This window comes from Streptomyces sp. NPDC006458 (assembly GCF_040612135.1).
Taxonomy (GTDB): Bacteria; Actinomycetota; Actinomycetes; order Streptomycetales; family Streptomycetaceae; genus Streptomyces.
This window is the reverse complement of the sequence record NZ_JBEXPR010000013.1, coordinates 19683-44574: the sequence shown is the minus strand read 5'-3', so window position 1 is coordinate 44574 and position 24892 is coordinate 19683. Positions and strand designations below refer to the sequence as shown.

The window sequence follows — 24892 nt, the reverse complement described above, 5'->3', positions numbered from 1 at the left end:
CGGGCCCGGTCAGGCCTGCGTGCCGGGTGTCCAGCCCTGGCGTCGCAGGACGGCCGAGACGTCCGGGGCCTCGTAGTGCTCGCCCTTGAGGACCTTGCCGTCGGCGCGGCGGGCGATCTGGCCGTGGGGCCCCAGCTTGGTCATGTTGGAGCGGTGGATCTCGGCGAGCACGGCGTCCAGGTCGATGCCGTGCACGAGGGCGGTGCCGTAGGCGACGTACACGACGTCCGCCAGCTCGTGCGCGAGCCGGTCCAGCGGGCCGGACACCGACACCTCCGCGACCTCCGCCGCCTCCTCCGCGAGCAGTTCCCCGCGGTGCGCCGCGAGCTCCGGGGCGACCTCGGTGGGCGTGGTGCGTGCGGCCAGACCGAAGGCGTGGTGGAACTCACGGATGAGATCGGCGGGCGAGGGATTCATGCGCCGACTCTAACGGCCGCCACTGACAGTCCCCCGGGCCCGGCCGGGGCCCTCGTCGGCTCCGCTCCCCCTGCGCCCCTGGTCAGCACCCCGCCCGGCCTGGCAGGATCGCGCCCATGTTCAAGGCGTTCCCCCGAGTCGGCAGGCGGCGTGCCCTCCAGGGGGCGGGCGCCGCGTTCATGGCGGTCGGGCTGCTGCTGTGGTGGCTGCTGCCGCTCGGGGACGAGCCGCCGAGCGGGAACATCACGTTCAGCACGGGTTCGCCGCACGGCGTCTACCAGAAGTACGGCAGCCTGCTGCGCAACGCGCTGAAGCGGGACATGCCGGACCTGGACGTGCGGCTCCAGCTCAGCGACGGGTCGCAGAAGAACGTGGCCCGGGTGGCCGCAGGCACGGCCGATTTCACCATCGCCGCAGCCGACGCCGTGGAGACGTACCGCGAGGACGCGGGCCCGGGGGCCGAGCAGCTGCGCGGTGTCGCACGGCTGTACGACGACTATGTGCATCTGGTCGTGCCGAGCAGCTCGGACGTGGAGTCGGTCGAGGACCTCAAGGGCAAGCGGGTGGCCATCGGACTGCCGGACTCCGGAGTCCGGCTGATCGCCACCCAGGTGCTGAGGACCGCCGGTATCGACCCGCGGACCGGCATCACCCCGCTCTCCGACGGCATCGCCACCGGTCCCGAGGGCCTCAAGAGCGGCCGGATCGACGCGTTCTTCTGGTCCGGCGGACTGCCCACGGACGGTCTGACGGAGCTCGCCGACGATTTCGCCTTCCGGTTCGTCCCGCTGGACGCCGACTTCGTGACCAGGCTGCAGAGCCAGGGCGGCGCCGCCCGCTACTACCGGGCCACCACCATGCCGGAGTCGGCCTATCCGGCCGTCCAGCACGGCACGCCCGTGCCGACGATGGCGGTGTCCAATCTCCTCGTCACACGCTCGGACGTGGACCCGAAGCTCACCGAGTGGCTGACCCGGACCGTGATCAGGAGCCGGGACAAGATCGGTGCCGATGTCCACTCGGCCCAGCTCGTCGACCTGCGCACGGCCATCTACACCGACCCGGTGCCCCTGCACGAAGGGGCACGGCGCTACTACCGCTCGGTCAAGCCGTAGCCCGCCGCGGGGTCATCAGGTCCTTCGGACCGCAGGCCCCGACGGCACAAGCATCCACCGCAGCCTCTACCCCACAGGCCCCTACCGCACAGGCCCCGACCGCGGCACCGACACCGTCACCCGCAGCCCGTGCGGCTCACGGTGGTCGTACGCGATGGAACCGCCGCCCGCCTCCAGCAGGACCCTGGAGATGGACAGTCCCAGCCCGGAGCCCTTGATGTTCTGGTGCTGCCCGCTACGCCAGAAACGATCGCCGACGCGGGTGAGTTCCTCCTCGGTGAGCCCCGGCCCCCGGTCGGCGACCACGATGGTCGACATGTCGCCGTTCGAGGCGACCGCGACCTCCACGCACTCGTCCTCGGGGGTGAACTTCACCGCGTTGTCGATCACCGCGTCCAGGGCGCTGGACAGCGCGACCGGGTCCGCCCAGGCGGTGGTCGGCGGGCAGTCCCCCACGAACCGTACGCCCTTCGCCTCGGCCGTCGGGGACCAGGCCGCGACCCGCTCGGCGGTGAGCGCGCCGATGTCGGTCAGGCTCAGGTCGGCCTGGGCGTGCTCGGCCAGCGCCAGGTCGAGCAGATCGTCCAGGACCTGGGCAAGACGGCGGCCCTCGGTCTGGACCGAGGCGATCTCCTCGTTGCCCTCGGGCAGTTCGAGGGCGAGCAGTTCGATGCGCAGCAGCAGCGCGGCGAGGGGGTTGCGCAACTGGTGCGAGGCGTCGGCGACGAAGGCGCGCTGCTGCTCCAGCACGTCCTCGACGTTGTCCGCCATCTCGTTGAACGACCGGGCCAGCCGTCTGAGTTCCGGCGGGCCGCTCGCGACCGCGACCCGGGACTTCAGCCGGCCGCTCGCTATGGCGTGGGTGGTCGCGTCCAGGATGCGTACGGGCCGCAGCACCCAGCCGGTCAGCCGCAGGGCCGCGCCGACGGCCAGCAGCATCGCGGCGAACTCGCCCGCGGCCACGAGCAGCCAGCCGTTCAGGATGCGGGAGCGCATCGCGCCGGTGGGCGAGTCGGTGACGACGACCGCGACGACGTCGCCGTCCCGGATGACGGGTGAGGCGACGACCATGCTGCGGCGCTGCCAGGGCCATATCTGCTTGGGGTCCTGGCTGCGCCGGCTGAGCAGCGCCTCGGCGAACGCCCGGCGCACCTCCCCCTCGTCTGGGAGCAGCCAGTCGGTGGGCGCCTGAGCCATCGGGGAGCCGTTGCGATAGAAGACTCCGGCACGAATGCCGTAGACCTCGTAGTAACTGGCCAGTTCGCGGCTGAGGGTGCGCTGGTCCGGGGAGGTGGCGCCGGGGCCGGTCGTCGTGGGTGTGACGTACTGGGCGAGCGCGGCGAAGCGGGCCGTGTCGTCGATCCGGTCGACGATCACGCTCTGCTGCTCCCCGGCGGCCACGCTGACGGCGAGCGGCACGCCGAGTGCCAGCAGGACGGCCGCCAGCAGGACGGTGAGCAGCGGCAGGAGTCGAGTGCGCACCCTGGCCCGCTAGGCGGCGGGGGCGACGAGCCGGTAGCCGACGCCGCGCACGGTCTCGATCAGCGCGGGCATCCGCAGCTTGGCGCGCAGGGACGCCACATGCACCTCAAGAGTGCGCCCCGTCCCCTCCCAACTCGTGCGCCACACCTCGCTGATGATCTGTTCCCGACGGAAGACGACCCCGGGCCGCTGCGCCAGCAGGGCGAGGAGATCGAACTCCTTGCGGGTCAGTTGGACGACCGAACCGTCCACACTGACCCTGCGCGTGGGCAGTTCGATGTGCACGGTTCCCAGGCGCAGCACGGCGTCGCCGCCGCCCGCGGCGTCCTCCGGCACGGTGCGCCTGCTGACCGCGTGGATGCGCGCGAGCAGTTCTCCGGTGTCGTACGGCTTGACGACGTAGTCGTCCGCCCCCAGGTTGAGGCCATGGATGCGGGAGCGGACGTCGGAACGCGCGGTGACCATGATGACCGGGGTGCTGGTGCGCTTGCGGATCTTCCCGCAGACCTCGTAGCCGTCCTGGTCGGGCAGGCCGAGGTCGAGCAGGACGACGCCGAAGCCCGCCCCCTCGGGGACGAGGGCCTGCAGGGCCTCCTCGCCGCTGCGGGCATGGGTGACGTCGAAGCCGTGCCGCGCCAGTACCGCGGACAGGGCGGCGGCGACATGGTTGTCGTCCTCGACGAGAAGCAGTCTCATCCCGGCCTCCTTCGCTTCATGGCGCGTACGGTCTCGTCGTCTGCAAGCGTGTGCACGCGTGCGCGTGCATCATGGCAGTCACGCCGATGGACGAGGACGACGTCAAGAGGGTTCCGGGTGCGCGCGGCTTCCGTTATCCGGCCGATACGCGCCCAGGTCACAAGTGCTACAACACGTGTCCGATTGCTATCGGATCGTGATGCTCAGATTCCCCTCAGATGTAATGACGCTGGTCGCGTAGGGTTATTACTGTCCTCCGAAACCGAGGAGGACGGAGCCAGAGAGCGATGACCGAAGTATCGGTGGCCAAGGAAGACACGGCCGCGAATGGCGAACTGGTCGTCCTGAAGAGCGTCAACAAGCACTTCGGCGCGTTGCACGTCCTGCAGGACATCGATCTCACGATCGCGCGCGGCGAGGTCGTCGTGGTCATCGGGCCCTCCGGGTCCGGCAAGTCCACCCTGTGCCGCACCATCAACCGGCTGGAGTCGGTCGACTCCGGCACCATCACCATCGACGGCAGGCCGCTTCCCGCCGAGGGCAAGGCCCTCGCGCGGCTGCGCGCGGATGTCGGCATGGTGTTCCAGTCCTTCAACCTCTTCGCGCACAAGACAGTGCTCGAGAACGTCATCCTCGGCCAGCTCAAGGTCCGCAGGGCGGACAAGAAGCAGGCCGAGGAGAAGGCCCGCGCCCTGCTGGACCGGGTCGGCGTGGCCAGCCAGGCGGACAAGTACCCCGCCCAGCTCTCCGGCGGCCAGCAACAGCGTGTCGCCATCGCCCGCGCCCTGGCCATGGGCCCCAAGGTCATGCTCTTCGACGAGCCGACGTCGGCTCTCGACCCGGAGATGATCAACGAGGTCCTGGAGGTCATGCAGCAGCTGGCCCGCGACGGCATGACCATGGTCGTCGTCACCCATGAGATGGGATTCGCACGATCGGCGGCAAACCGCGTGGTGTTCATGGCGGACGGCCGGATCGTCGAAGAGGCTGCGCCAGACCAGTTCTTCAGCAACCCGCGCAGCGACCGCGCCAAGGACTTCCTGTCGAAGATCCTGCACCACTGACGTTTCGTCGCTCCCGCGATGTAAAGCGTCATCCGGCAACACGGCATCTCCTCACCACACGAAGGATGTTCACCATGAAGCTCCGCAAGGTCTCCGCCGCGGCCGCGGCTGCGCTCGTCCTGTCCCTCACCGCGACGGCCTGTGGGGGCGACGACGAGAAGGACAGCGGCTCGGGCTCCAGCGGCGGCGAAACGATCAAGGTCGGCATCAAGTACGACCAGCCCGGTCTCGGCCTGAAGGAGCCCGGCGACAAGTTCTCCGGCTTCGACGTGGACGTGGCCACGTACGTGGCCAAGGAGCTCGGCTACGAGCCCGACCAGATCGAGTTCGTCGAGACCAAGAGCGCCGACCGCGAGAACGCGCTGGCCCGCGGCGACGTCAAGTTCATCACCGCGACCTACTCGATCACCGACGAGCGCAAGCAGAAGGTCGACTTCGCCGGCCCGTACCTGCTGGCCCACCAGGACCTGCTGATCAAGTCGGACTCCGACATCACCAAGGGCACCGACCTCAACGGCAAGAAGCTGTGCTCGGTGACCGGCTCGACCTCGGCGCAGAACGTCAAGAACGACATCGCCCCGGACGCCCAGCTCAAGGAGTACGGCACGTACTCCGAGTGCATCGCGGGTCTGCAGAGCGGTGCCGTCGACGCGGTGACCACCGACGACTCGATCCTGGCCGGCTTCGCCGCGCAGGAGCAGTACAAGGGTCAGTTCAAGCTCGCCGGTCTGAAGCTGAGCAACGAGAACTACGGCGTCGGCGTGAAGAAGGGTGACGCCGCGACCGTCGACAAGATCAACAAGGCCCTCGAGAAGATGGTCAGCGACGGCGCCTGGGACAAGGCCGTGAAGGACAACTTCGGTCCGGCCGGATACCAGAACGAGCCCGCCCCGAAGATCGGCGTCATCGTGAGCTGAGGCCCCGGCCTGGTGGTGCGCCGCCCCTAGGGGCGGCGCACCCGCACACCCCTACCCCCGGAAGCGCGGGAAACTGTGTTCGATTTTCTATCTGACTACAACGACCCGAGCCTGTTGGGCGCGTTCTGGGTCACGGTGCAGCTCACCGTCTTCTCCGGCATCGGTTCACTCGTCTGGGGCACCCTGCTGGCCGCGATGCGGGTCAGCCCGGTCCCGCTGATGCGCGGCTTCGGCACCTCGTACGTGAACATCGTCCGGAACATCCCTCTGACGGTCATCATCGTCTTCACCTCGCTCGGCCTCGCCGACATCTTCGGTGTGACCATGGGCGCGCCGGACGACTTCGAACTCCAGGGCTTCCGTCTGGCGATCCTCGGCCTCGTCGCCTACACCGCCGCGTTCGTCTGCGAGTCGCTGCGCTCCGGCATCAACACGGTGCCCGTGGGCCAGGCCGAGGCCGCCCGCGCGCTGGGGCTGAGCTTCAGCCAGGTGCTGCGGCTGATCGTGCTGCCGCAGGCGTTCCGCGCGGTCATCGGCCCGCTCGCCAATGTCCTGATCGCGCTGACCAAGAACACCACCGTGGCGGCCGCGATCGGTGTCGCCGAAGCGGCCTCCCTGATGAAGGAAATGATCGAGAACGAGGCACAGACGCTGCTCATCGGCGCCGTCTTCGCCTTCGGGTTCGTGGTTCTGACCCTGCCCACCGGCCTGTTCCTCGGCTGGCTCAGCAAGCGACTGGCGGTGAAGCGATGAGTTCGGTCCTCTATGACGCCCCCGGCCCCAAGGCCAAACGGCGCAACCTGCTGCTGTCCATCGTCTTCTTCGCCCTGCTCGCCCTGGTCCTGTGGTGGGTGTGGCAGGTCATGGACGACAAGGGCCAGCTGGAGTGGAAGCTCTGGAAGCCGTTCACCGAGTCCGAGGCCTGGACGACGTATCTGCTGCCCGGACTCGCCGACACCCTCAAGGCCGCCGCGCTCGCGATGGTCATCGCCCTGCCGCTGGGCGCCGTCTTCGGCATCGCACGCATGTCCGACCACCGCTGGGTCCGCATCCCGGCCAGCGTCGTGGTCGAGTTCTTCCGGGCCATCCCGGTGCTGCTGCTGATGCTGTTCGCCAACGAGTTCTACGCCCGCTCCACCGACGTCTCCAGTGCGGACCGGCCGCTGTACGCGGTCGTCACGGGCCTGGTGCTCTACAACGCCTCGGTCCTCGCCGAGGTCGTTCGCGCCGGCATCCTTGCCCTGCCCAAGGGCCAGACGGAGGCCGCCGAGGCGATCGGTCTGCGCAAGAGCCAGACGATGACCAGCATCCTGCTCCCGCAGGCGGTCACGGCCATGCTGCCGGCCATCGTCAGCCAGCTCGTCGTCATCGTGAAGGACACCGCGCTCGGCGGTGCGATGATCGGCTTCACCGAACTGCTCAACGCCCGCGGCACGCTCGCGGCGTTCTACGCCAACGTCATCCCGAGCTTCATCGTCGTCGCGATCATCTACATCATCCTCAACTTCATCCTGACCAGCTTCGCGAGCTGGCTGGAGGGCAGGCTGCGGCGCAGCAAGCGGAGCACGGGTGCGGTGCTCTCCGCCGAGGACGAGGAAGTGAACCCGGCCGGGGTGGGCGGCACCTTCGGGACCGGAGGCGAGGGCGGCGGCCCGAGCGGACTCACCTTTCCGCCCCGCAGTTGACCTGAGACACAGTCAGGCGACATGAACGGCGCGAAGGCAGTGGCGGGGACGCCACTGCCTTCGTCACTTGACGCAAGCACCGGCAATGGGTTGCATACGTTCTGTGATCGTGCACCCTGCTCAAACCTCCTGTTCACACACCTCTCCTGAGACACCGCCACGAGCAGGGAGCGCCGCGCCGTGGACCCGGTGATCATCGTCGGAGCGGGGCCCGTCGGGCTCACGCTCGCCCTGGCGCTGGCCCGCCAGGAAGTGCCGTCCGTCGTGCTGGACGAGGGACCCGGCAAGGATGAACCGCGCCTCGCCCGGACGGTCGTACTTCGCGAGGACACCGCCGCGCTCATGGAGCGGCTGACCGGACTGCCGCTCGACAAGGCCGGTGTCCAGTGGTCCGGCTGGCGGTCGGTGCGGCGCAGGCAGGTCATGCGCGAGATCGACTTCGCCGGCCCCGCCGCCCCGGAGAGCGACCCCGAGGCCACGCCGGTCTCCGCGCCCCTGCACATCGCCCAGCACGTGCTGACCGGCGCGCTGCGCGCGGCACTGGCCGGTGAACGGCTCGTCCGCGTCGCCGTGGACAGCAGGCTCGACACGCTGGAGCAGGAACCCTCCGGCGTCACCGCGCGCACCCGCGGCTCCAAGGGGACCTGGTGGCGCGGCAGCTACCTGGTCGGCTGCGACGGCCCCCGCTCCACCGTGCGCAAACTCCAGGGCATCCGCTTCCCGGGTCGTACGGCGGTGGAGCGACACGCCGTGGCCGCCCTGCGCGCGGAACTTCCGTGGCCCGGTCGCGCGTTGCTCCATCGGACACCGCCGTGGCGGACGTCGGGCCCCTCGGCCGGGGAGGTGACCGCACGCCCGCTGCCGGACGGCGTCTGGCGGCTGGACTGGCTGCTGCCGCCGGGCAAGGACCTGGTCACCCCCGAGCTGCTGCTCGCCCGCGTCCGGGAGACCCTGACGGGCTGGACCGACGGCGCCACACCGCCGTACGAACTGCTGGACACGGGCGTGCACACCGTGCACCACCGGCTGGCCCGCCGCTGGCGGGTGGGCCGCGTCTTTCTCGCCGGGGACGCGGCCCACCTGCTCGGCACGCTCGGCACCCAGGGGCTCGACGAGGGGCTGCGGGACGCCGACAACCTCGCCTGGAAGCTGGCGCTCGCCTGGCACCACGGGCCGCACCGGACGCTGCTCGACAGCTACCAGGCCGAGCGGCGCGCCGCCGTCGCCGCCCGGCTGCGCGCCGCCGACCAGGTGCTGCCGCTGCTGCGCGGCGGGAAGGGCCTGCGCGCCTACGTCCCGGGCGCCGGGCGCGGCCATGATGTGCTGCTCACGGACGGCCACCTGGGGCAGGGCCCGGTGGGCGCTCCGGGCACCTACGCCGACTCCCCGCTCGCACCGCGGCACATCGAGGCGGAGGTCCCGGTCGACACACCTGCGGGCGCGCCGGTCACCGACGTACGGGTCACCGCCGAGGACGGCACCTTCGTACGACTGCGGGACCGGCTCGGCCGCGGCGCGCTGCTGGTGGTGCTGATCGCGCCGGGCACCGGGGTGTGGGAGCGCAGGCACTGGGTGTCGGCCGGGCTCATGCCCCGCCTGGCGGCCGCGGTGACGGCACTGCCGCACCCCGCCGAGCTGCTCGTCGCCGAGAGCTACCCGGGCGCGGCCGCCCACACCGTTCTCCTCGTACGTCCCGACGGCCATCTCGTCACGGCGCTGAACGGCGTCCGTCCGGCCGACCTGTACGCGGCCGCCGAGGCGGCGATCGGGGGGCCTGCGGAGCGGGAGACGGAGCGTGCGGAGGGTGCGGAGGAGCCCGCGGCGGCGTCGGCTTCGGGCTCCGCGTCCGCCTCCGGGGCCGCGGAGGCGTCTGCGTCTGCCCGGAAGTGAGCGTGGGGGCCGCCGCTCGGTGGCCCCCCGTCTCCGTCCGTGCCTGACGCGCTCGGCGACCCGTGCCCGTCGTTGCCTGACGCCCTCGGCGACCCGTCTCCGTCCCTGCCTGACGCCCTCGGCGACCCCCGTGCGTGCCCGTTCCCGACGTCACCCTGCGTCCGCATGGAGACAGTGAGTTGACCCGTCCGGACCGGCGTGGTGTACTCCGGATCGTGACCGACACCGATGTGCGCCTGTGGCGGAGGGTCCATATGGACCTGGTCCGCTACGCAGGCTGCGTGTGTCGTCCGTCCTGCTGAACTCGCATCCCTTTCCTTCCGCGCGTACCGCCGCCTTTCGCCGCCGCGCGCGCTCACGCGATTTCTTCAGGACGGTGTCCGTTGTCTGCTTCCCCCACCCCCGCTGTGTCCGCGCCCGCCCGGGTCCCGACTCAGGCGGACCTTCTCGACTTCGTACGGCGCACGGCCGCCGACGCCGAGCTGATCGCCTCGCTGCCGCTCGACCCCGAGGGCCGTACCTGGGTCCGGCTGGAGGGTCCCGGCGGCAGTGAGGCGTGGCTGATCGGCTGGCCGCCCGGCACGGGTACCGGCTGGCACGATCACGCCGACTCGGTAGGCGCCTTTCTCACCGCCCGCGGCGAGCTGACGGAGTACTCGCTCGCCACCCGGCTGCCCACCGACGGCTGGAAGACCCTGGAACTGACCGAGGGCGTGGACCGCGAACGCCGGCTGCCGGCCGGTGAGGGCCGCGCGTTCGGGCAGCACCACGTGCACGAGGTCCTCAACGAGTCCGCCGAGCACCACGCGATCTCCGTCCACGCCTACTACCCGCCGCTGCCCCGCATCCGCCGCTTCAGCCGCACCGGCCAGGTGTTGCGACTGGAGCAGGTCGAGCGTCCGGAGGACTGGCAGTGAGCATCGCTACGAGAAGTGGTGGTGACGCGCTTCGGGGATCCACGGGGCGCGAGCGCGGGGTCGACGACAGGGACAAAGGAGCTGTGGTGAGTACTACGGTGGATCAGCCGGGTCGTGCGGCGCAGGCCGGGGTTCACGAGGGCCGGGCCGCGCACGCCTCGGTCCACCAGGACGGCCGGACCGCGCACGCCCGGAGTGATCACGCCCGGAGTGATCAAGGTCGTGCGGCCGGTGCCGAGGGCCGGCAGCCGGTCGGTATCGACGAGTTGCTGGAACGGGTGCGCTCCGGCTACGAGCGGGTCGGCCCCGCCGAGGCCCACGCCGCCGCGCTCGCCGGAGAGGCGCTGCTGGTCGACATCCGCTACGCCGCCCTGCGTGAGCGCGACGGACTGATCCCGGGCGCCCTCGTCGTCGAGCGCAACGAACTTGAGTGGCGCCTCGACCCCCTGGGCAGCCACCGCCTCCCCGAGGCCACCGGGCATGACCTCCGTGTCGTGGTGATCTGCAACGAGGGCTACGCCTCCAGTCTGGCCGCCGAATCCCTGCACCGCCTGGGCCTCCACCGGGCCACGGACCTGGTGGGCGGCTTCCAGGCGTGGAAGGCGGCCGGGCTTCCGGTGACGGAGGCCGGGCCTCGGGTGGCTGTCCAGAACTCCTAGGAGCCCGGGGTTCAGAACCCCTCGTCGCCCAGCTGGTCCGTCTCCTCGCCCTCCTCCTCCAGCGCCTGCCGGACGAGGCGCAGGGCCATGCCCTCGGAGTAGCCCTTGCGGGCGAGCATGCCCGCGAGCCGGCGCAGTCGCTTGTCGCGGTCCAGGCCGCGGGTGGCGCGGAGCTTGCGGGCGATCAGCTCGCGCGCGGTCGCCTCCTCCTGCTCGGAATCGAGCTGGGAGACGGCCGAGTCGATCAGTGAGGAGTCGACGCCCTTGGTGCGCAGCTCCTGGGCGAGCGCGCGGCGGGCCAGGCCCCGGCCGTGGTGCCGGGACTCCACCCACGCGTCCGCGAAGGCGCCGTCGTCGATCAGGCCGACCTCCTCGAACCGGGAGAGCACCTCCTCGGCGACCTCGTCCGGGATCTCCCGCTTGCGCAGGGCGTCCGCGAGCTGCTTGCGGGTGCGCGGGGTCCCGGTGAGCAGGCGCAGGCAGATCGCCCGTGCCCGCTCCACCGGGTCCCCTGGGGGCTCCCCTGTCTCGGCCCTCGACGAGGCAGGGGAGCCCCCGTCCTCGCCGAACGGCTCCGCCCCGCCCCGCCGACGGCGCCCACGCCCCGTGCGTGAGCCACCCTCGCCGGGCCGGCCGCTCCCACCGCGGCGGCCTCCGTCGTCATCGGAGCGCGTGGGGCCGTCCGGCCAGTCGTCACCGTCCCCGGCGAAGCCCGTGTCGCCCTGCCGCCCCGGCTCCCGGGGAGTGCCGGGGTGGGCGTACTCGGCCCAGTCGGTTCGCCGTGTCACGCCGTCAGCTCTTGGCAGCCGCGGCCTTGGGCTTGGCGGTCTTGGCCGCAGCCGGGGCCGGCACCGACTTCGCGTCGTCCGCGGGCGCGGAGGCCGCGGCGTCCGTGCCCGGTTCGGCGGCGGGCTCCTCAGGGCGCACGCCGACGCCGAGCTTCTCCTTGATCTTCTTCTCGATCTCGTTGGCCAGGTCGGGGTTGTCCTTGAGGAAGTTGCGCGCGTTCTCCTTGCCCTGGCCGAGCTGGTCGCCCTCGTACGTGTACCAGGCACCGGCCTTGCGGACGAAGCCGTGCTCCACGCCCATGTCGATCAGTCCGCCCTCACGGCTGATGCCCTGGCCGTAGAGGATGTCGAACTCGGCCTGCTTGAAGGGCGGCGCGACCTTGTTCTTGACGACCTTGCAGCGGGTGCGGTTACCGACCGCCTCCGTGCCGTCCTTCAGGGTCTCGATGCGACGGATGTCGATGCGCACCGAGGCGTAGAACTTCAACGCCCGGCCACCGGTAGTGGTCTCCGGGGAGCCGAACATCACGCCGATCTTCTCGCGGAGCTGGTTGATGAAGATGGCCGTGGTCTTGGACTGGTTGAGCGCGCTGGTGATCTTCCGCAGGGCCTGGCTCATGAGGCGGGCCTGCAGACCGACGTGGCTGTCGCCCATCTCGCCCTCGATCTCCGCGCGCGGGACGAGCGCGGCGACGGAGTCGATGACGATGAGGTCGAGGGCGCCGGAGCGGACCAGCATGTCCACGATCTCCAGGGCCTGCTCGCCGTTGTCCGGCTGGGAGAGGATCAGGTTGTCGATGTCGACGCCGAGCTTGCGCGCGTACTCGGGGTCGAGGGCGTGCTCGGCGTCCACGAACGCGACCTGGCCGCCGGCCTTCTGCGCGTTCGCCACCGCGTGCAGGGTCAGCGTGGTCTTACCGGACGACTCCGGTCCGTAGATCTCGACGACACGGCCGCGCGGCAGGCCGCCGACGCCCAGGGCCACGTCGAGCGCGGTCGACCCGGTCGGGATGACCTCGATGGGCTCCCTGGACCGCTCGCCCATGCGCATGACCGCGCCCTTGCCGAATTGTCGTTCAATCTGTGCGAGCGCGGCGTCCAGGGCCTTCTCGCGGTCGGTTCCTGCCATGGGTTCCACCCGGTTTGCTTGAGTCGATCGCTTCACGTCAAAGACGCTAACGCCTGCCACTGACAATGCGCCCCGACGCTGGTCCGGCCTGTGGATAACTCGGGCATTTCTCCGTGTGAACTACACCAAAACACCCACGGAGAACCCCGCCGGAACCTCCATAAGAATGGATGTTCGATTTTAGTGTCAAGCACACCACGCGGCGGCGGAGCCATGTCTCCGGGAACGGGCGACGCCCTGCCGCAAGGGGGACGCCGGCCCCTTGCCGCCAGGCGGCACGGCAGGCTCCCGCCTCGGCCCAGGTGCCGTCCGGTCACTCGCCGGCGGGCAACTCGATGATGTCGCCGTCCTCGTCGAGGGTGTGGGTGTACCAGTACACGTCCCACTTGTCGCCGACCACCTCCGGCACCTTGCCCTCCGGGTACCGCGCGTATCCCTCCCCGGGCTCCTCGCCCTTCGGGACACAGTCCGAACCGCCGCTGTTCACCGCCAGGACCGGGTAGTGCGTGCTCATGCACATCTCCTCCCGGATCTCCAGGGCCGAGCAACCGGTGAGCCCCGCCACGGCCGCCGCGCCCACGAGGACGGCGGCGACGGCGGGAAGCCGGCCGGGGCGCATCGCGATGGCGGGCCGGTGAGCGCTGCGGGGCTTGGACATGATCGTCTCCAGTCGGTCGGTGTGCCCCCAGTCTCGTCACCGGCCGTCGTCGATCCCTGAGTACGCGTACTCAGCGCCGCCTGCGCGGATGCTCAACGTCGCAGAGGAGAGGGACCGACCCGGACAGGCCGCCTTTCCGGGGGCACGCGGCACGCGCGGAGAGGCACGAGCCGCGCGGCGCCCAAGGCCGGCCCCGGGACCGCGTTTCGCGCGCCACGCATGAGGGAGTCGCGCAGGAGGAGTCGCGTAGGAGGGAGTCGCGGACCGTCAGTCCGACTCCGGCCCCTTCGGTGGCGCGTCCCCGTCCGGGCGGTTCTCCGGGCGATCCTCCGGGCCTTCCTCGGGTCGGTCATCCGGGCCGTCCCCGGGGCTGTCCTGCCGCAGCCGGTCCAGCAGGCGGCGTCCGCGGGCGAGCGGGCCGGAGTCCTGGTTCTCCCCGCGGGCCCGGTGGCCGTGCACGCGTGGGTCGTCGGTGACGGCGTAGCGCTTCACGTAGGCGCCCAGGAAGGCCTGGAGCGTGGCGACCGCCGGGATGGCGATCAGGGCACCGACCGCGTTGAGCAGCGCGGTGCCCGCGACGACCGAGCCGAAGGCGACCGCGGGATGGATGTCGACGGTCTTGGAGGTCAGCTTGGGTTGGAGCACGTAGTTCTCGAACTGCTGGTAGATCACGACGAAGACCAGCACCCAGAGCGCGTACCAGGGATCCACGGTGAAGGCGATCAGCATTGGCAGGGCGCCCGCGAGGTATGTGCCGATGGTCGGGATGAACTGCGACACCAGGCCCACCCACACCGCGAGCACGGGCGCGTAGGGCACGCCCAGCGCCTGGAGCAGGACGTAGTGGGCGATGCCCGAGATCAGCGCCATCAGACCGCGCGAGTACAGATAGCCGCCGGTCTTGTCCACGGCGATCTCCCACGCGCGCAGCACCTCGGCCTGCTTGGCGGGCGGCAGCACGGAGCACAGCGCGCGGCGCAGCCGCGGCCCGTCTGCGGCGAAGTAGAACGCGAACAGGACGATTGTCAGCAGCCGGAAGAGTCCGCCCAGCACCTGTGCGGAGATGGCCAGCACCCCGGTGGCGCTGTTCTCGACGTAGTTGCGCAGCCAGTCGGAGCGGAGCACGCCCTCCTGGACGTCCACCCGCTGCAGGTCGGTGTTGAAGTGGGTGTTGATCCAGTTGATGACGGAGTCGAGATACTGCGGGAAACCCTCGACGATCTTGACGATCTGACCGGCGAGCAAGGAGCCCAGGGCGATCACGAAGCCCGCGGACAGGATGATCACCAGGAGGAAGACCAGACCGGTGGCCAGGCCCCGGCGCATCCCCCGGGAGGCCATCCAGCTCACCGCGGGCTCTATGGCGAGCGCCAGGAAGAACGCGATCACGATGTTGATCAGCAGCCCGGTGAGCTGGTGGAAGGCCCAGCTGCCGAGTTGGAAGCAGGCGAAGAGGGCGAGGGCGAGCACCATGGCGCGCGGCAGCCAGCGCGGCATGCGGGCGCCCGGAGCCCCGGCGCCGCCGGCGGGGGGCTGTGCGGGCGGTGTCGTGCCGATCGCGGATGCCTGCGGGGCCGCCTGCCCCGTCTCGTCAGTGGGTGCCACGGACAAAGTCTCGCCCACACCACCGACACTCGTACGGCGGCCCCGTGATCTCGTGCCCCGTCAGTGCCTTTCCTGCGGGACGTTCATCACCGCGCAGACCACTCGCCACACGTCCTTGGCCTCCCAGCCGGAGTCCAGCGCCTCGACCACCGTGCGCCCGCCGAGATCCGACATCACGTGATCGCGCGCGAAGGTTTCGGCGTACCCCGCACCGAAGTGCTCCGCCATCCGTTCCCAGAAGACCGTCAACCGCATGACATCAGTATCCCGCCCCTGAGAGTGGGCGGGGGCCGGGGCGGCTCTCCGGAACCGCTTTCGGCCCTACGGTCTGACCATGGCCGAAACAGGAGCATCCCCACTCTCCGCAACGCCCCCGGCGCACTCCCCGCTCTTCCGCGCCGAGCATTTCGTGTGGCTCACCGCGCGCGTGCTGGAGCAGCGGCGCTTCGCGTACCACTTCCTCGACGGTGCCGCCGATCCGGTGGAGACCGCGCTGGACGCCTACCGCAACGAGGACGGCGGGTACGGGCACGCCCTGGAGCCCGATCTGCGCGGCCCCGTCAGCCAGCCGTTGCACACCGCGCACGCGCTGCGTGTACTGGACTCCGTCGGGCGCTGCGGCGGGCAGCGCGTGGAACGCGTATGCCGTTATCTGACCCTCGTCTCCACGCCGGAAGGCGCCCTTCCGGCGGTTCATCCCAGCCAACGCGGCTATCCGGCGGCCCCGTTCGTGCCGATCGTGGACGACCCGCCCGGCGAGCTCCTGGCCACCGGGCCGGTGGTGGGAGTGCTGCACCGCAACCAGGTGTGGCACGCGTGGCTGTTCCGGGCCACCGACTTCTGCTGGCAGGCGGTCGATTCGCTGAAGAGTTCGCACCCCTACGAGATCCATGCCGCGGTGGCCTTCCTGGACTCGGCGCCCGACCGCTCACGCGCCCAGGCGGCCGCCGACCGGCTGGGCCGCCTCGTGCGCGAGCAGCGGCTCGCGGCGCTCGACCCGGCCGACCTCGACGCCTACCCGGTGGCTCCGGGATACGGGCCGGGCGAGCATCACTTCCCGCACGACTTCGCCAGGACACCGCAGTCTCTCGCGCGCGCGTGGTTCACCGACGAGGAGATGTCGCGCTCCCTGGACTTCCTCGCGGCCGAGCAGGAGGAGGACGGCGGCTGGCCCGTCCGCTGGCGTCAGTGGGCGCCCGGCACCGCCCTGGAGGCACGTCCCATGGTGACGATCGAGGCCCTGCGCACGCTGCGGGCCCACGGCCGCTTCATCGGCTGAGGCATTGAGGCGCTGAGGCAGGGAGGCAGGGAGGCACTCAGGCACTGACGTACCGAGGCGCTGAGGCGCTGCTCTGTCCTGCCTCGCCCGCCCGCCCCGGCGACCGACCGCTCACCCGCCCACCGCCCGCACCCCCGCCGTCACCACCACCGCGGCCGCCACGACGACCAGGAAGGGAGCGCGCAGCACCAGCGCCACGGCGGCCGCGGCGAGCCCGGCCGCCCGCGCGTCCAGCACCAGCGTCTGTCCGTCGGCGAAGGTCTGCTGCGCCGTGAGGGCGGCGAGCAGCGCCACCGGGAGCAACGCGGCGAGCCGTCTGACCAGGGGCCGTTCCAGCGCGCCCGTGGGGACGAGCAGCCCGGCGAGCTTGACGGCGTAGCAGCCGACCGCGGTGACCGCGATCGCGATCCAGAAGTTCATCGTCCGTCCTCCGCGCTCTCGTCACTCCCGGAACTCGCGACCGGCCCCGGCCGCCGCGGCCCGGCGCCCCGGCGGCGTCCCTGCACCCACAGCACGGCGGGAGCCGCCAGCGCGGCCAGCAGCACCGGCACGCCCGCGGGCAGGACCGGCAGCAGAACGAGCCCCAGGACCACGGCGAGACCGGCGACGGCCCGTTCGGTGGCGCTGGTGAGCATGGGCGCGAGCAGGGCCAGGAAGACGGCGGGGCCCGCGGCGTCCAGGCCCCACGCGTCCGTGTCGCCGAGGGCCTCGGCGCCCAGCGCGCCGAGCAGCGTGGTGAGGTTCCACAGCAGGTACAGGCTGAGCCCCGTCACCGTGAAGCCGATCCGCGCGGCACGGCGTGTGGGCTGCGCCAGCGCCACGGCCGTGGTCTCGTCGATGACCCACTGGGCGGCGAAGGGACGCACCGCGCGCGGGAGCGCCAGCAACTGCGACAGACGCAGCCCGTAGAACGCGTTGCGCACGCCCAGGAAGAAGGCGCCGGCGGCCGCCGTGAACGGGTTCCCTCCTGCGGCCAGAGCTCCCACCAGCGCGAACTGGGAGGCCCCGGTGAAGACCAGCAGGCTCAGCGCACAGGTCTGCAGCAGTGTCAGCCCGCCGCCCGCCGACGTCACCCCGAAGGCGAAGCCGGACAGCCCTACGGCGACCCCGACTCCGAGGGCGTCCCGGACGACGGCCGCGTCCGGCTTTCCCCGAGCGCCGGTGTCCGGTCCTGCCGAACCGCCGGTGTCCGGCCTTCCCGGCCCGTCGGCCCGTGTGCCTGCTGTGCACGCTGTCTGTTCTGCCACGTCTCGGACGGTACGAGGAGCCCGCGCGGGTCGTCTTGTACGTTCTTGCGCTCCCGCTGGTACGCGCCCGGCGGCACGCCCACGATGCGGCTGAAGTGCCGGTTCAGATGCGGCTGGTCGGTGAAACCCACCGCCAGGGCCGCCTCCGCCGGTGCCGTGCCCGCGTCCAGCAGTGCCCGTGCCCGCCGTACCCGCGCGTCGGTGAGCCAGGCGTGCGGCGGCATCCCGTAGGCGTCGCGGAACGCCCGCAGCAGGGCGAAGGGGCTGGTGCCGAGGTCCGCGGCGAGCCGCTCCAGGGTCGGCGGGGCGGTCATCCGGTCCTCCAGCACGGCACGCGCGCGTGCGGCGACGCCCGCACCCGCCGTCCGGACCGGCCGCTGCGGCAGAGGCCCGCCGTTCAGCCGGAGCAGCCGGGTCACGGCCACGCGCAGCAGCGTGTCGGCGGCCAGGGCGTTGCCCTCGTCGGCGGCGCGCAGCACCTTGTGGACCAGGGCGACGGTGTAGGGGTCGTCGAGCACGGGGCGGACGAAGCCTGGGGTGCCGCGGATCGTGGTCGTCTCGGCGGCGATGGCGGACACGACGTCCGGGGACGGGTAGACCGCCCCGTACCGCCAGCCCTCGGGCACTCCGGCCCGCCCGGTGTGCGGGGTGTCCGGGTTGACCAGGGCCAGCGCACCGGCGCCCGCGTACTGGTCGCCGCTGCCGTGGTGGAAGATCTCGACCCCGTCGGCGATGGCCGCGATCACGAAGTGCTCGTGGGTGTGCCGGACGAACGTCTTGCGGATGTACCGGGCCCGCAGCAGATCGACACCGGGCAGCTCCGCGTACTGCCAGTGCCGTGCCCGCTCCCCGGAAGCCGCCATGCGCCCATTGTCGGCCAGTCGGATCTCCGCGCGAAAACCGCCCGATGCGGCTCGGCGGGCCCGCCGGGACCCGTCCGTGCCGCGCTGCCCACGAGGGCCGGAAACGCCCGCCCCCGCCGCAGCGACCCGCCCGCCGGAACCGCCCACGCTGCCCCGGCCGACCCCAGGCCGTAAACGCCCACCCCCGCCCCGCCGACCCGCCCGCCGGAACCGCCCACCGCCGCCACCGCCGCCCCGCCCGCCGGAAACGCCCACCGCTGCCCCCGCCGACCCGCCCGCCGGAACCGCCCACCGCCGCCGCCGCGGCCCGCAGGCCGGCCCGCCCGCCCTGCCCCGGGGGTCGGGGCGGCCACCCCCGCAAGCCGCCCCGCCCCGAAACCCGCAGCTCAGCGCCGTTGTCAGTGTGTGGGTGCAGGATGGACGCATGGTCAGCTCCGCCCACCGGGCCCTCGACGGCTTCTCCCCCGCGACCCGCGGCTGGTTCACGGGGGCCTTCTCCGCGCCCACCGCGGCCCAGGCGGGCGCGTGGCAGGCCATCCGGGAGGGCTCGGACGTGCTGGTGGTCGCCCCGACCGGGTCCGGCAAGACGCTGGCCGCCTTCCTCGCCGCGCTGGACCAGCTCACCGCGACTCCCCCGCCCGCGGACCCCAAGAAGCGCTGCCGCGTCCTGTACGTGTCGCCGCTGAAGGCCCTGGCCGTGGACGTAGAGCGCAACCTCCGCAGTCCGCTGACCGGCATCCGTCAGGAGTCCGTACGGCTCGGCCTGCCCGAGCCGGAGGTGAAGGTGGGCATCCGCTCCGGCGACACCCCGCCCGCGGAGCGCCGCGCGCTGTCCACGCGCCCGCCGGACATCCTGATCACCACCCCGGAGTCGCTGTTCCTGATGCTGACCTCGGCCACGCGCGACGCGCTGACCGGCATCGAGACGGTGATCCTCGACGAGGTGCACGCGGTGGCCGGCACCAAGCGCGGCGCACACCTCGCCCTGACCCTGGAGCGCCTGGACGAGCTACTGCCGAAGCCGGCCCGCCGCATCGGCCTTTCGGCGACCGTGCGCCCGGTCGACGAGGTGGCCCGCTATCTCTCGCCACGCGGCAAGGTGGAGATCGTCCAGCCCGAGTCCGGCAAGGAGTTCGACCTCTCGGTCGTCGTCCCGGTCGAGGACCTCGGCGAGCTGGGCGCCGCCCCGGCCGTCGACGGCGACTCCGGTGCCGAGCGCCCCTCGATCTGGCCGCATGTCGAGGAGCGCATCGCCGACCTGGTCCAGTCGCACCGCTCCACGATCGTCTTCGCCAACTCGCGCCGCCTGGCCGAGCGCCTGTGCAACCGGCTGAACGAGATCGCCTACGAGCGCGCCACCGGCGAGCCCCTGGAGGAACAGCACAGCCCCGCCCAGCTGATGGGCGGCTCGGGCGCGGCGATGGGCGCCCCGCCCGTCATCGCGCGCGCCCACCACGGCTCGGTCTCCAAGGAGCAGCGCGCGCTGGTCGAGGAGGACCTCAAGGCGGGCCGCCTGCCCGCGGTGGTCGCCACCTCCAGCCTCGAACTGGGCATCGACATGGGCGCGGTCGATCTCGTCGTCCAGGTGGAGTCCCCGCCGTCCGTGGCCTCCGGGCTCCAGCGCGTGGGCCGCGCCGGACACCAGGTGGGCGCGGTCTCCACGGGAGTGGTGTTCCCGAAGTACCGGGGCGACCTCGTGCAGGCGGCCGTGGTCACCGAGCGCATGCGCACCGGCTCCATCGAGTCGCTGAAGGTCCCGGCCAACCCCCTGGACGTACTGGCGCAGCAGCTGGTGGCGATGACGTCCATGGACACCTGGCAGGTCGACGACCTGCTCGCCGCGGTCCGGCGCGCGGCGCCCTTCGCCTCGCTGCCCGAGTCCGCCTTCACCGCCGTCCTCGACATGCTCGCCGGCCGCTACCCGTCGGACGCCTTCGCGGAACTGCGCCCGCGCGTGGTGTGGGACCGGGTGGCCGGCACGGTGACCGGCCGACCCGGAGCGCAGCGCCTCGCCGTGACCTCGGGCGGCACGATCCCCGACCGCGGCCTGTTCGGCGTCTTCCTCGCCGGGTCCGACCCGAAGAAGGGCGGCGGCCGGGTCGGCGAGCTGGACGAGGAGATGGTCTACGAGTCCCGCGTGGGCGACGTCTTCACACTGGGCACCAGTTCATGGCGCATCGAGGACATCACCCGCGACCGCGTCCTGGTCTCCCCGGCGCCGGGCGTGCCGGGCCGGCTGCCGTTCTGGAAGGGCGACCAGCTGGGCCGCCCGCTCGAACTGGGCCGCGCGGTGGGCGCGTTCCTGCGCGAGGTGGGCTCCCTGAGCAAGGACGACGCCCGGCTGCGCCTGCTCGCCGCGGGCCTGGACGCCTGGGCCGCGGACAACGTGCTGTCCTATCTGGACGAGCAGCGCCAGGCCTGCGGTCATGTCCCGGACGACCGCACGATCGTCGTCGAGCGCTTCCGTGACGAGCTGGGCGACTGGCGCGTCGTCGTCCACTCCCCCTTCGGCGCCCAGGTGCACGCCCCCTGGGCCCTCGCCCTCGGCGCCCGCCTGGCCGAGCGGTACGGCATGGACGCCCAGGTCATGCACGCCGACGACGGCATCGTGCTGCGGCTGCCCGACGCCGACCTGATGAGCCTGGACCTGCTCGACCAGGAGCCCATGAAGACCGGCACGGAGTACGACACGGAGCAGGCGCCCGTCGGCGCGGCGGACGTCGTCTTCGACAAGGGCGAGGTCGACCAGGTCGTCACCGACCAGGTCGGCGGCTCCGCCCTGTTCGCCTCCCGCTTCCGGGAGTGCGCCGCCCGCGCGCTGCTGCTCCCGCGCCGCAGCCCCGGCAAGCGCACCCCGCTCTGGCAGCAGCGCCAGCGCGCCGCCCAACTGCTGCAGGTGGCGAGCGAGTTCGGCTCGTTCCCGATCGTCCTGGAGGCGGTTCGCGAATGCCTCCAGGACGTCTTCGACGTCCCCGGCCTGGTCGAGCTGATGGGCGACCTGGAGTCCCGCAAGGTCCGCCTCGTCGAGGTCACCACCCCCGAGCCGTCCCCCTTCGCGCGCTCCCTCCTCTTCGGATACGTCGCCCAGTTCCTGTACGAGGGCGACTCACCGCTCGCCGAACGCCGGGCGGCCGCGCTGTCGCTGGACTCACGCCTGCTGGCCGAGCTGCTCGGCCAGGCGGAACTGCGCGAGCTGCTCGACGCCGAGGTGCTCACCGAGCTGGAGCGGGAGCTGCAGTGGCTCACCGAGGACCGGCGGGTCAAGGACGTCGAGGGCGTCGCCGACCTGCTCCGGATGCTGGGCCCGCTCACCGACGCCGATCTGGCCGGGCGCGGCGCCGAACCGCATTGGGCCCATGAGCTGGCCGCGGCCCGCCGCGCCATCCGGGTCCGCATCGCGGGCACCGACCACTGGGCCGCCGTCGAGGACGCGGGCCGCCTGCGCGACGCACTCGGCACGGCCCTGCCTGTCGGTGTGCCGGAGGCCTTCACCGAGCCCGTGAAGGACCCTCTGGGCGACCTCCTCGCGCGCTACGCCCGCACCCACGGCCCGTTCACCTCCGCCACGGCGGCGGCCCGCTTCGGGCTCGGTGTCGCGGTCACCGACGGCGCCCTGCAGCGGCTGGCGGCGGCCGGCCGGGTCGTACAGGGCGAGTTCCATCCGGCCGGGATCGGCCAGGAGTGGTGCGACGCGGCGGTCCTGCGCCGCCTGCGCCGCCGTTCGCTCGCCGCCCTGCGGCACGAGCTGGAGCCGGTGCCGCCGCCCGCGCTCGCCCAGTTCCTCCCGCAGTGGCAGCACATCGGCCGGGGGCACGGGCTGCGCGGCATCGACGGTCTCGTGCGGGCCATCGAGCAGTTGCAGGGCGCGTCCGTGCCCGCGTCCGCCGTGGAGAAGCTCGTCCTGCCCTCCCGGGTCTCGGACTTCACCCCGGCCCTGCTCGACGAACTCACCGCGTCCGGCGAGGTGGTGTGGGCCGGGGCGGGCTCACTGCCCGGCAAGGACGGCTGGGTCTCGCTGTACATGGCCGACGCCGCCCCGCTGCTCCTGCCTCCGCCGCACCCTCTGGAGCTGACGGCCCTGCACCAGTCCGTCCTGGACACCCTGTCCGGTGGCTACGGCCTGTTCTTCCGTCAGATCGCCGACCAGGTCCGGGCCACGACGCACCCGGACGCCACCGATCCCCAACTGGCCGACGCGATCTGGGACCTGGCCTGGTCCGGCCGCCTCACCAACGACACGCTGGCGCCGATGCGCGCCCTGCTGGGCTCCGGCCGTACCGCGGGCTCCACGGCCCACCGCGCCAAGCGCACGATCCCGCGCGGGCGTTACGGCTCCCTGACCGCCGCCGCCCGCCCGGCCTCCCGCACCGGCCCCCCGACGGTCGCCGGCCGCTGGTCGCTGCTCCCTGAGCGCGACGGCGACCCCACGGTCCGGGCCCACGCGCTCGCCCGCGTCCTCCTCGACCGGCACGGTGTGGTGACCCGGGGGGCGGTGTCGTCCGAAGGCGTCGAGGGAGGATTTTCAGCGGTGTACCGCGTGCTGTCCGTCTTCGAGGAGAGCGGACAGGCCCGCCGCGGCTATGTCGTGGAGGGGCTGGGCGCCGCCCAGTTCGCGATGGACGGGGCGGTGGACCGTCTGCGCGCGGTGTCCAACGCCCGCGAGGGCCTGCCCGTCCCGGGTTTCGCCGACGCCCAGGGACAGAACCCCGCGGCGGCCGCCTTCGGCACGAACGCGCCCTTCACGGACGAGGCCTTCGCCTTCCCTGACGGCCCGGCATCGCCCGGCGACTTCTCCTTCCCGAACGACCCCGTCCCGCCCGGGGAGTTCACTTTCCCGGACGACCCGACCCCGCCGGGCGGGTACCGCAACCCCGACAACCGGTCCGCCCCCGGCGACTACGTCTCCCCGCGCGACCTCGCCGCGTCGCACAACCCGAACGGCCCGTACAACCCGAACGACCCTTACACCCCGAACGGCCGACAGGGCCAGAACGCCCCCTGGCGAGGAGGCGGCCCGGCCGCCTACGCCCCAGGCCTCGGCAGGCGCCCCACCCCCGCCTCCCGCGCGGTCGTCCTCGCCGCCGCCGACCCGGCCAACGCCTACGGAGCCGCCCTGTCCTGGCCGGAGCCGCCGACCGGCGCCGGGCACAAGCCGGGCCGCAAGGCGGGCTCGCTCGTGGTCCTCGTCGACGGCGAGCTGACCCTCTACATGGAGCGCGGCGGCAAGACCCTGCTGGCCTGGCTCGCCGACCCGGACGGCGCGAGCGGCTCACCCGCCGACGACCCGCGTCTGCACGAGGCCGCCGAGGCGCTCGCGGCGGCCGCCCGCGCGGGCTCCCTCGGCACCGTCACGGTGGAGCGCATCAACGGCGCCCCGGCCCTGACCTCCCCCATCGGCACCGTCCTGGAAGGAGCCGGCTTCATCGCGACACCGCGCGGCCTGCGGCTGAGGGCATGACAGGCGCGCCCACGCGCCCGAGGAACCCGGCACACGCCGCCCCCACTCCATGCCGCCCAGCGCATGCCACCCAAACCGCACGCCACCAGGCGCCACCCTGCCCCGGCGCCACCCGACGCACCGCACCCCGCCCCCGTGCCACCCTTGACCCATGCCCGAAGGCGATACCGTCTGGCAGACCGCGAAGAGGCTGCACACCGCCCTCGCGGGCCAGGTGCTGACCCGCTGCGACCTCAGGGTGCCGAAGTACGCCACGGCCGACCTCACCGGCCGCTCGGTCCTGGACGTCACCCCGCGCGGCAAGCACCTGCTCACCCGCTTCGAGGGCGGCATCACCCTGCATTCGCACCTCAGGATGGACGGCTCCTGGAAGGTGTTCACGCCGGACCAGCGCTGGAGCGGCGGCCCCGCCCATCAGATCCGGGCCGTCCTGGGCACTCCGGCCCACACCGCGGTCGGCTACCGCCTCCCCGTCCTGGAACTGCTGCGCACCACCGAGGAGGAACGCGTCATCGGCCACCTCGGCCCCGACCTGCTGGGCCCCGACTGGGACCCGGAGCGCGCCCTGGCCAACCTCCTCGCGGACCCCGCCCGCCCCCTCGGCGAAGCCCTGCTCGACCAGCGCAACCTCGCCGGGATCGGCAATGTGTACAAGAGCGAGCTCTGCTTCCTCCTCGGCGTCACCCCGTGGCTCCCCGTCGGCGCCCTCCCCGCCGACCGCACGGCCGCGCTGCCCGTACTCGCCAAGCGGCTCCTGGAGGCCAACCGCGAACGCCCCGTGCGCACCACGACGGCCCGCCGCGGACAGGACGTGTTCGTGTACGGCCGGGCGTCCCGGCCCTGCCTGCGCTGCGGCACCCCCGTCCGCCTCGCCGACCAGGGCGACGGCTCCCGCGAACGCCCCACCTACTGGTGCCCGACCTGCCAGCCGGGCCCGGCTCCGGCCCCGGGCTCCCCGGCCGCCCGCAGAAGCCGCCACCCCGCCAGTTGACGACCCGTCAGAAACGCTCGTACGGTCCCGGT

22 protein-coding genes and 1 pseudogene are annotated in these 24892 nt (G+C 72.3%); 12 read left to right on the top strand and 11 right to left on the bottom strand.

Annotated elements, in window-relative coordinates; genetic code table 11:
- Window positions 1-9: 9 nt before the first annotated feature.
- Complete coding sequence (locus tag ABZZ79_RS19115) at window positions 10-417, bottom strand: MazG nucleotide pyrophosphohydrolase domain-containing protein (protein WP_356690155.1); 408 nt, start codon at window positions 415-417, stop codon at window positions 10-12.
- A gap of 116 nt (window positions 418-533) precedes the next feature.
- Here ABZZ79_RS19115 and ABZZ79_RS19110 point away from each other — a divergent pair, with 116 nt between their 5' ends.
- Window positions 534-1532 carry a TAXI family TRAP transporter solute-binding subunit gene (locus ABZZ79_RS19110; protein ID WP_356690153.1) on the top strand — a complete coding sequence of 333 codons (999 nt, stop codon included), beginning with the start codon at window positions 534-536 and terminating at the stop codon, window positions 1530-1532.
- 81 nt (window positions 1533-1613) lie between these two features.
- Here ABZZ79_RS19110 and ABZZ79_RS19105 read toward each other — a convergent pair whose 3' ends face one another.
- Window positions 1614-3014, bottom strand: coding sequence for a HAMP domain-containing sensor histidine kinase (locus ABZZ79_RS19105; RefSeq protein WP_356690151.1), 1401 nt, complete (start codon window positions 3012-3014; stop codon window positions 1614-1616).
- Window positions 3015-3023: 9 nt separating this feature from the next.
- The gene (locus ABZZ79_RS19100; RefSeq protein WP_356690149.1) at window positions 3024-3710 is read right to left on the bottom strand and encodes a response regulator transcription factor; all 687 of its coding nucleotides are present in this window, start codon (window positions 3708-3710) and stop codon (window positions 3024-3026) included.
- A 287-nt stretch (window positions 3711-3997) separates the two neighbouring features.
- Here ABZZ79_RS19100 and ABZZ79_RS19095 point away from each other — a divergent pair, with 287 nt between their 5' ends.
- From ABZZ79_RS19095 to ABZZ79_RS19060, 8 genes are all read left to right on the top strand, one after another.
- A complete protein-coding gene (locus tag ABZZ79_RS19095) occupies window positions 3998-4774 on the top strand; it encodes an amino acid ABC transporter ATP-binding protein (RefSeq protein ID WP_356690147.1) in 777 nt (258 codons plus the stop codon).
- A gap of 74 nt (window positions 4775-4848) precedes the next feature.
- Window positions 4849-5691 (top strand): glutamate ABC transporter substrate-binding protein, encoded by an 843-nt coding sequence (locus ABZZ79_RS19090; RefSeq protein WP_356690145.1) that lies wholly within the window; start codon window positions 4849-4851, stop codon window positions 5689-5691.
- 75 nt (window positions 5692-5766) lie between these two features.
- A complete protein-coding gene (locus ABZZ79_RS19085) occupies window positions 5767-6444 on the top strand; it encodes an amino acid ABC transporter permease (protein WP_356690143.1) in 678 nt (225 codons plus the stop codon).
- On the top strand, window positions 6441-7376 hold the full coding sequence (locus tag ABZZ79_RS19080; RefSeq protein WP_356690141.1) for an amino acid ABC transporter permease: 936 nt from the start codon (window positions 6441-6443) through the stop codon (window positions 7374-7376). Before ABZZ79_RS19085 ends, ABZZ79_RS19080 begins: the two co-directional genes overlap by 4 nt.
- 180 nt (window positions 7377-7556) lie before the next feature.
- Window positions 7557-9266, top strand: coding sequence for an FAD-dependent monooxygenase (locus ABZZ79_RS19075; RefSeq protein WP_356690139.1), 1710 nt, complete (start codon window positions 7557-7559; stop codon window positions 9264-9266).
- A 134-nt stretch (window positions 9267-9400) separates the two neighbouring features.
- Window positions 9401-9568 (top strand): putative leader peptide, encoded by a 168-nt coding sequence (locus ABZZ79_RS19070; RefSeq protein WP_356690137.1) that lies wholly within the window; start codon window positions 9401-9403, stop codon window positions 9566-9568.
- An 81-nt stretch (window positions 9569-9649) separates the two neighbouring features.
- On the top strand, window positions 9650-10183 hold the full coding sequence (locus tag ABZZ79_RS19065) for a cysteine dioxygenase (protein ID WP_356690135.1): 534 nt from the start codon (window positions 9650-9652) through the stop codon (window positions 10181-10183).
- A gap of 257 nt (window positions 10184-10440) precedes the next feature.
- Window positions 10441-10842 (top strand): rhodanese-like domain-containing protein, encoded by a 402-nt coding sequence (locus ABZZ79_RS19060; protein ID WP_356690437.1) that lies wholly within the window; start codon window positions 10441-10443, stop codon window positions 10840-10842.
- Between the two features lie 11 nt (window positions 10843-10853).
- Here ABZZ79_RS19060 and recX read toward each other — a convergent pair whose 3' ends face one another.
- The 5 genes from recX to ABZZ79_RS19035 form a co-directional block, all read right to left on the bottom strand.
- Complete coding sequence (recX, locus tag ABZZ79_RS19055; protein WP_356690133.1) at window positions 10854-11630, bottom strand: recombination regulator RecX; 777 nt, start codon at window positions 11628-11630, stop codon at window positions 10854-10856.
- Window positions 11631-11634: 4 nt separating this feature from the next.
- Window positions 11635-12759, bottom strand: a complete 1125-nt coding sequence (recA, locus tag ABZZ79_RS19050; RefSeq protein ID WP_356690131.1) for a recombinase RecA — start codon at window positions 12757-12759, stop codon at window positions 11635-11637.
- 313 nt (window positions 12760-13072) lie between these two features.
- Window positions 13073-13417, bottom strand: coding sequence for a hypothetical protein (locus ABZZ79_RS19045; RefSeq protein ID WP_356690129.1), 345 nt, complete (start codon window positions 13415-13417; stop codon window positions 13073-13075).
- Window positions 13418-13684: 267 nt separating this feature from the next.
- Entirely contained in the window at window positions 13685-15022 is a 1338-nt protein-coding gene (locus ABZZ79_RS19040; protein WP_356690127.1) for an AI-2E family transporter, read from the bottom strand.
- Between the two features lie 60 nt (window positions 15023-15082).
- Window positions 15083-15277: a DUF3046 domain-containing protein gene (locus ABZZ79_RS19035; protein WP_356690125.1), complete on the bottom strand. Its 195-nt coding sequence runs from the start codon at window positions 15275-15277 to the stop codon at window positions 15083-15085.
- Window positions 15278-15356: 79 nt separating this feature from the next.
- Here ABZZ79_RS19035 and ABZZ79_RS19030 point away from each other — a divergent pair, with 79 nt between their 5' ends.
- Window positions 15357-16301 carry a hypothetical protein gene (locus ABZZ79_RS19030; protein ID WP_356690123.1) on the top strand — a complete coding sequence of 315 codons (945 nt, stop codon included), beginning with the start codon at window positions 15357-15359 and terminating at the stop codon, window positions 16299-16301.
- Between the two features lie 111 nt (window positions 16302-16412).
- Here the strand turns inward: ABZZ79_RS19030 and ABZZ79_RS19025 are convergent, their stop codons facing one another.
- From ABZZ79_RS19025 to ABZZ79_RS19015, 3 genes and pseudogenes are all read right to left on the bottom strand, one after another.
- Window positions 16413-16721, bottom strand: coding sequence for an AzlD domain-containing protein (locus tag ABZZ79_RS19025; protein ID WP_356690121.1), 309 nt, complete (start codon window positions 16719-16721; stop codon window positions 16413-16415).
- Window positions 16718-17548 carry an AzlC family ABC transporter permease gene (locus ABZZ79_RS19020; RefSeq protein WP_356690119.1) on the bottom strand — a complete coding sequence of 277 codons (831 nt, stop codon included), beginning with the start codon at window positions 17546-17548 and terminating at the stop codon, window positions 16718-16720. Before ABZZ79_RS19020 ends, ABZZ79_RS19025 begins: the two co-directional genes overlap by 4 nt.
- Window positions 17549-17661: 113 nt before the next feature.
- Window positions 17662-18411 (bottom strand): annotated as a pseudogene (locus tag ABZZ79_RS19015) (AraC family transcriptional regulator); the annotation flags it as partial.
- A gap of 424 nt (window positions 18412-18835) precedes the next feature.
- On the opposite strand from ABZZ79_RS19015, the gene ABZZ79_RS19010 reads away from it, so the two are divergent.
- Both ABZZ79_RS19010 and ABZZ79_RS19005 read left to right on the top strand, forming a co-directional pair.
- A complete protein-coding gene (locus ABZZ79_RS19010; protein ID WP_356690117.1) occupies window positions 18836-23869 on the top strand; it encodes an ATP-dependent helicase in 5034 nt (1677 codons plus the stop codon).
- A 151-nt stretch (window positions 23870-24020) separates the two neighbouring features.
- Window positions 24021-24860 (top strand): DNA-formamidopyrimidine glycosylase family protein, encoded by an 840-nt coding sequence (locus ABZZ79_RS19005; RefSeq protein ID WP_356690115.1) that lies wholly within the window; start codon window positions 24021-24023, stop codon window positions 24858-24860.
- Window positions 24861-24892 lie beyond the last annotated feature (32 nt).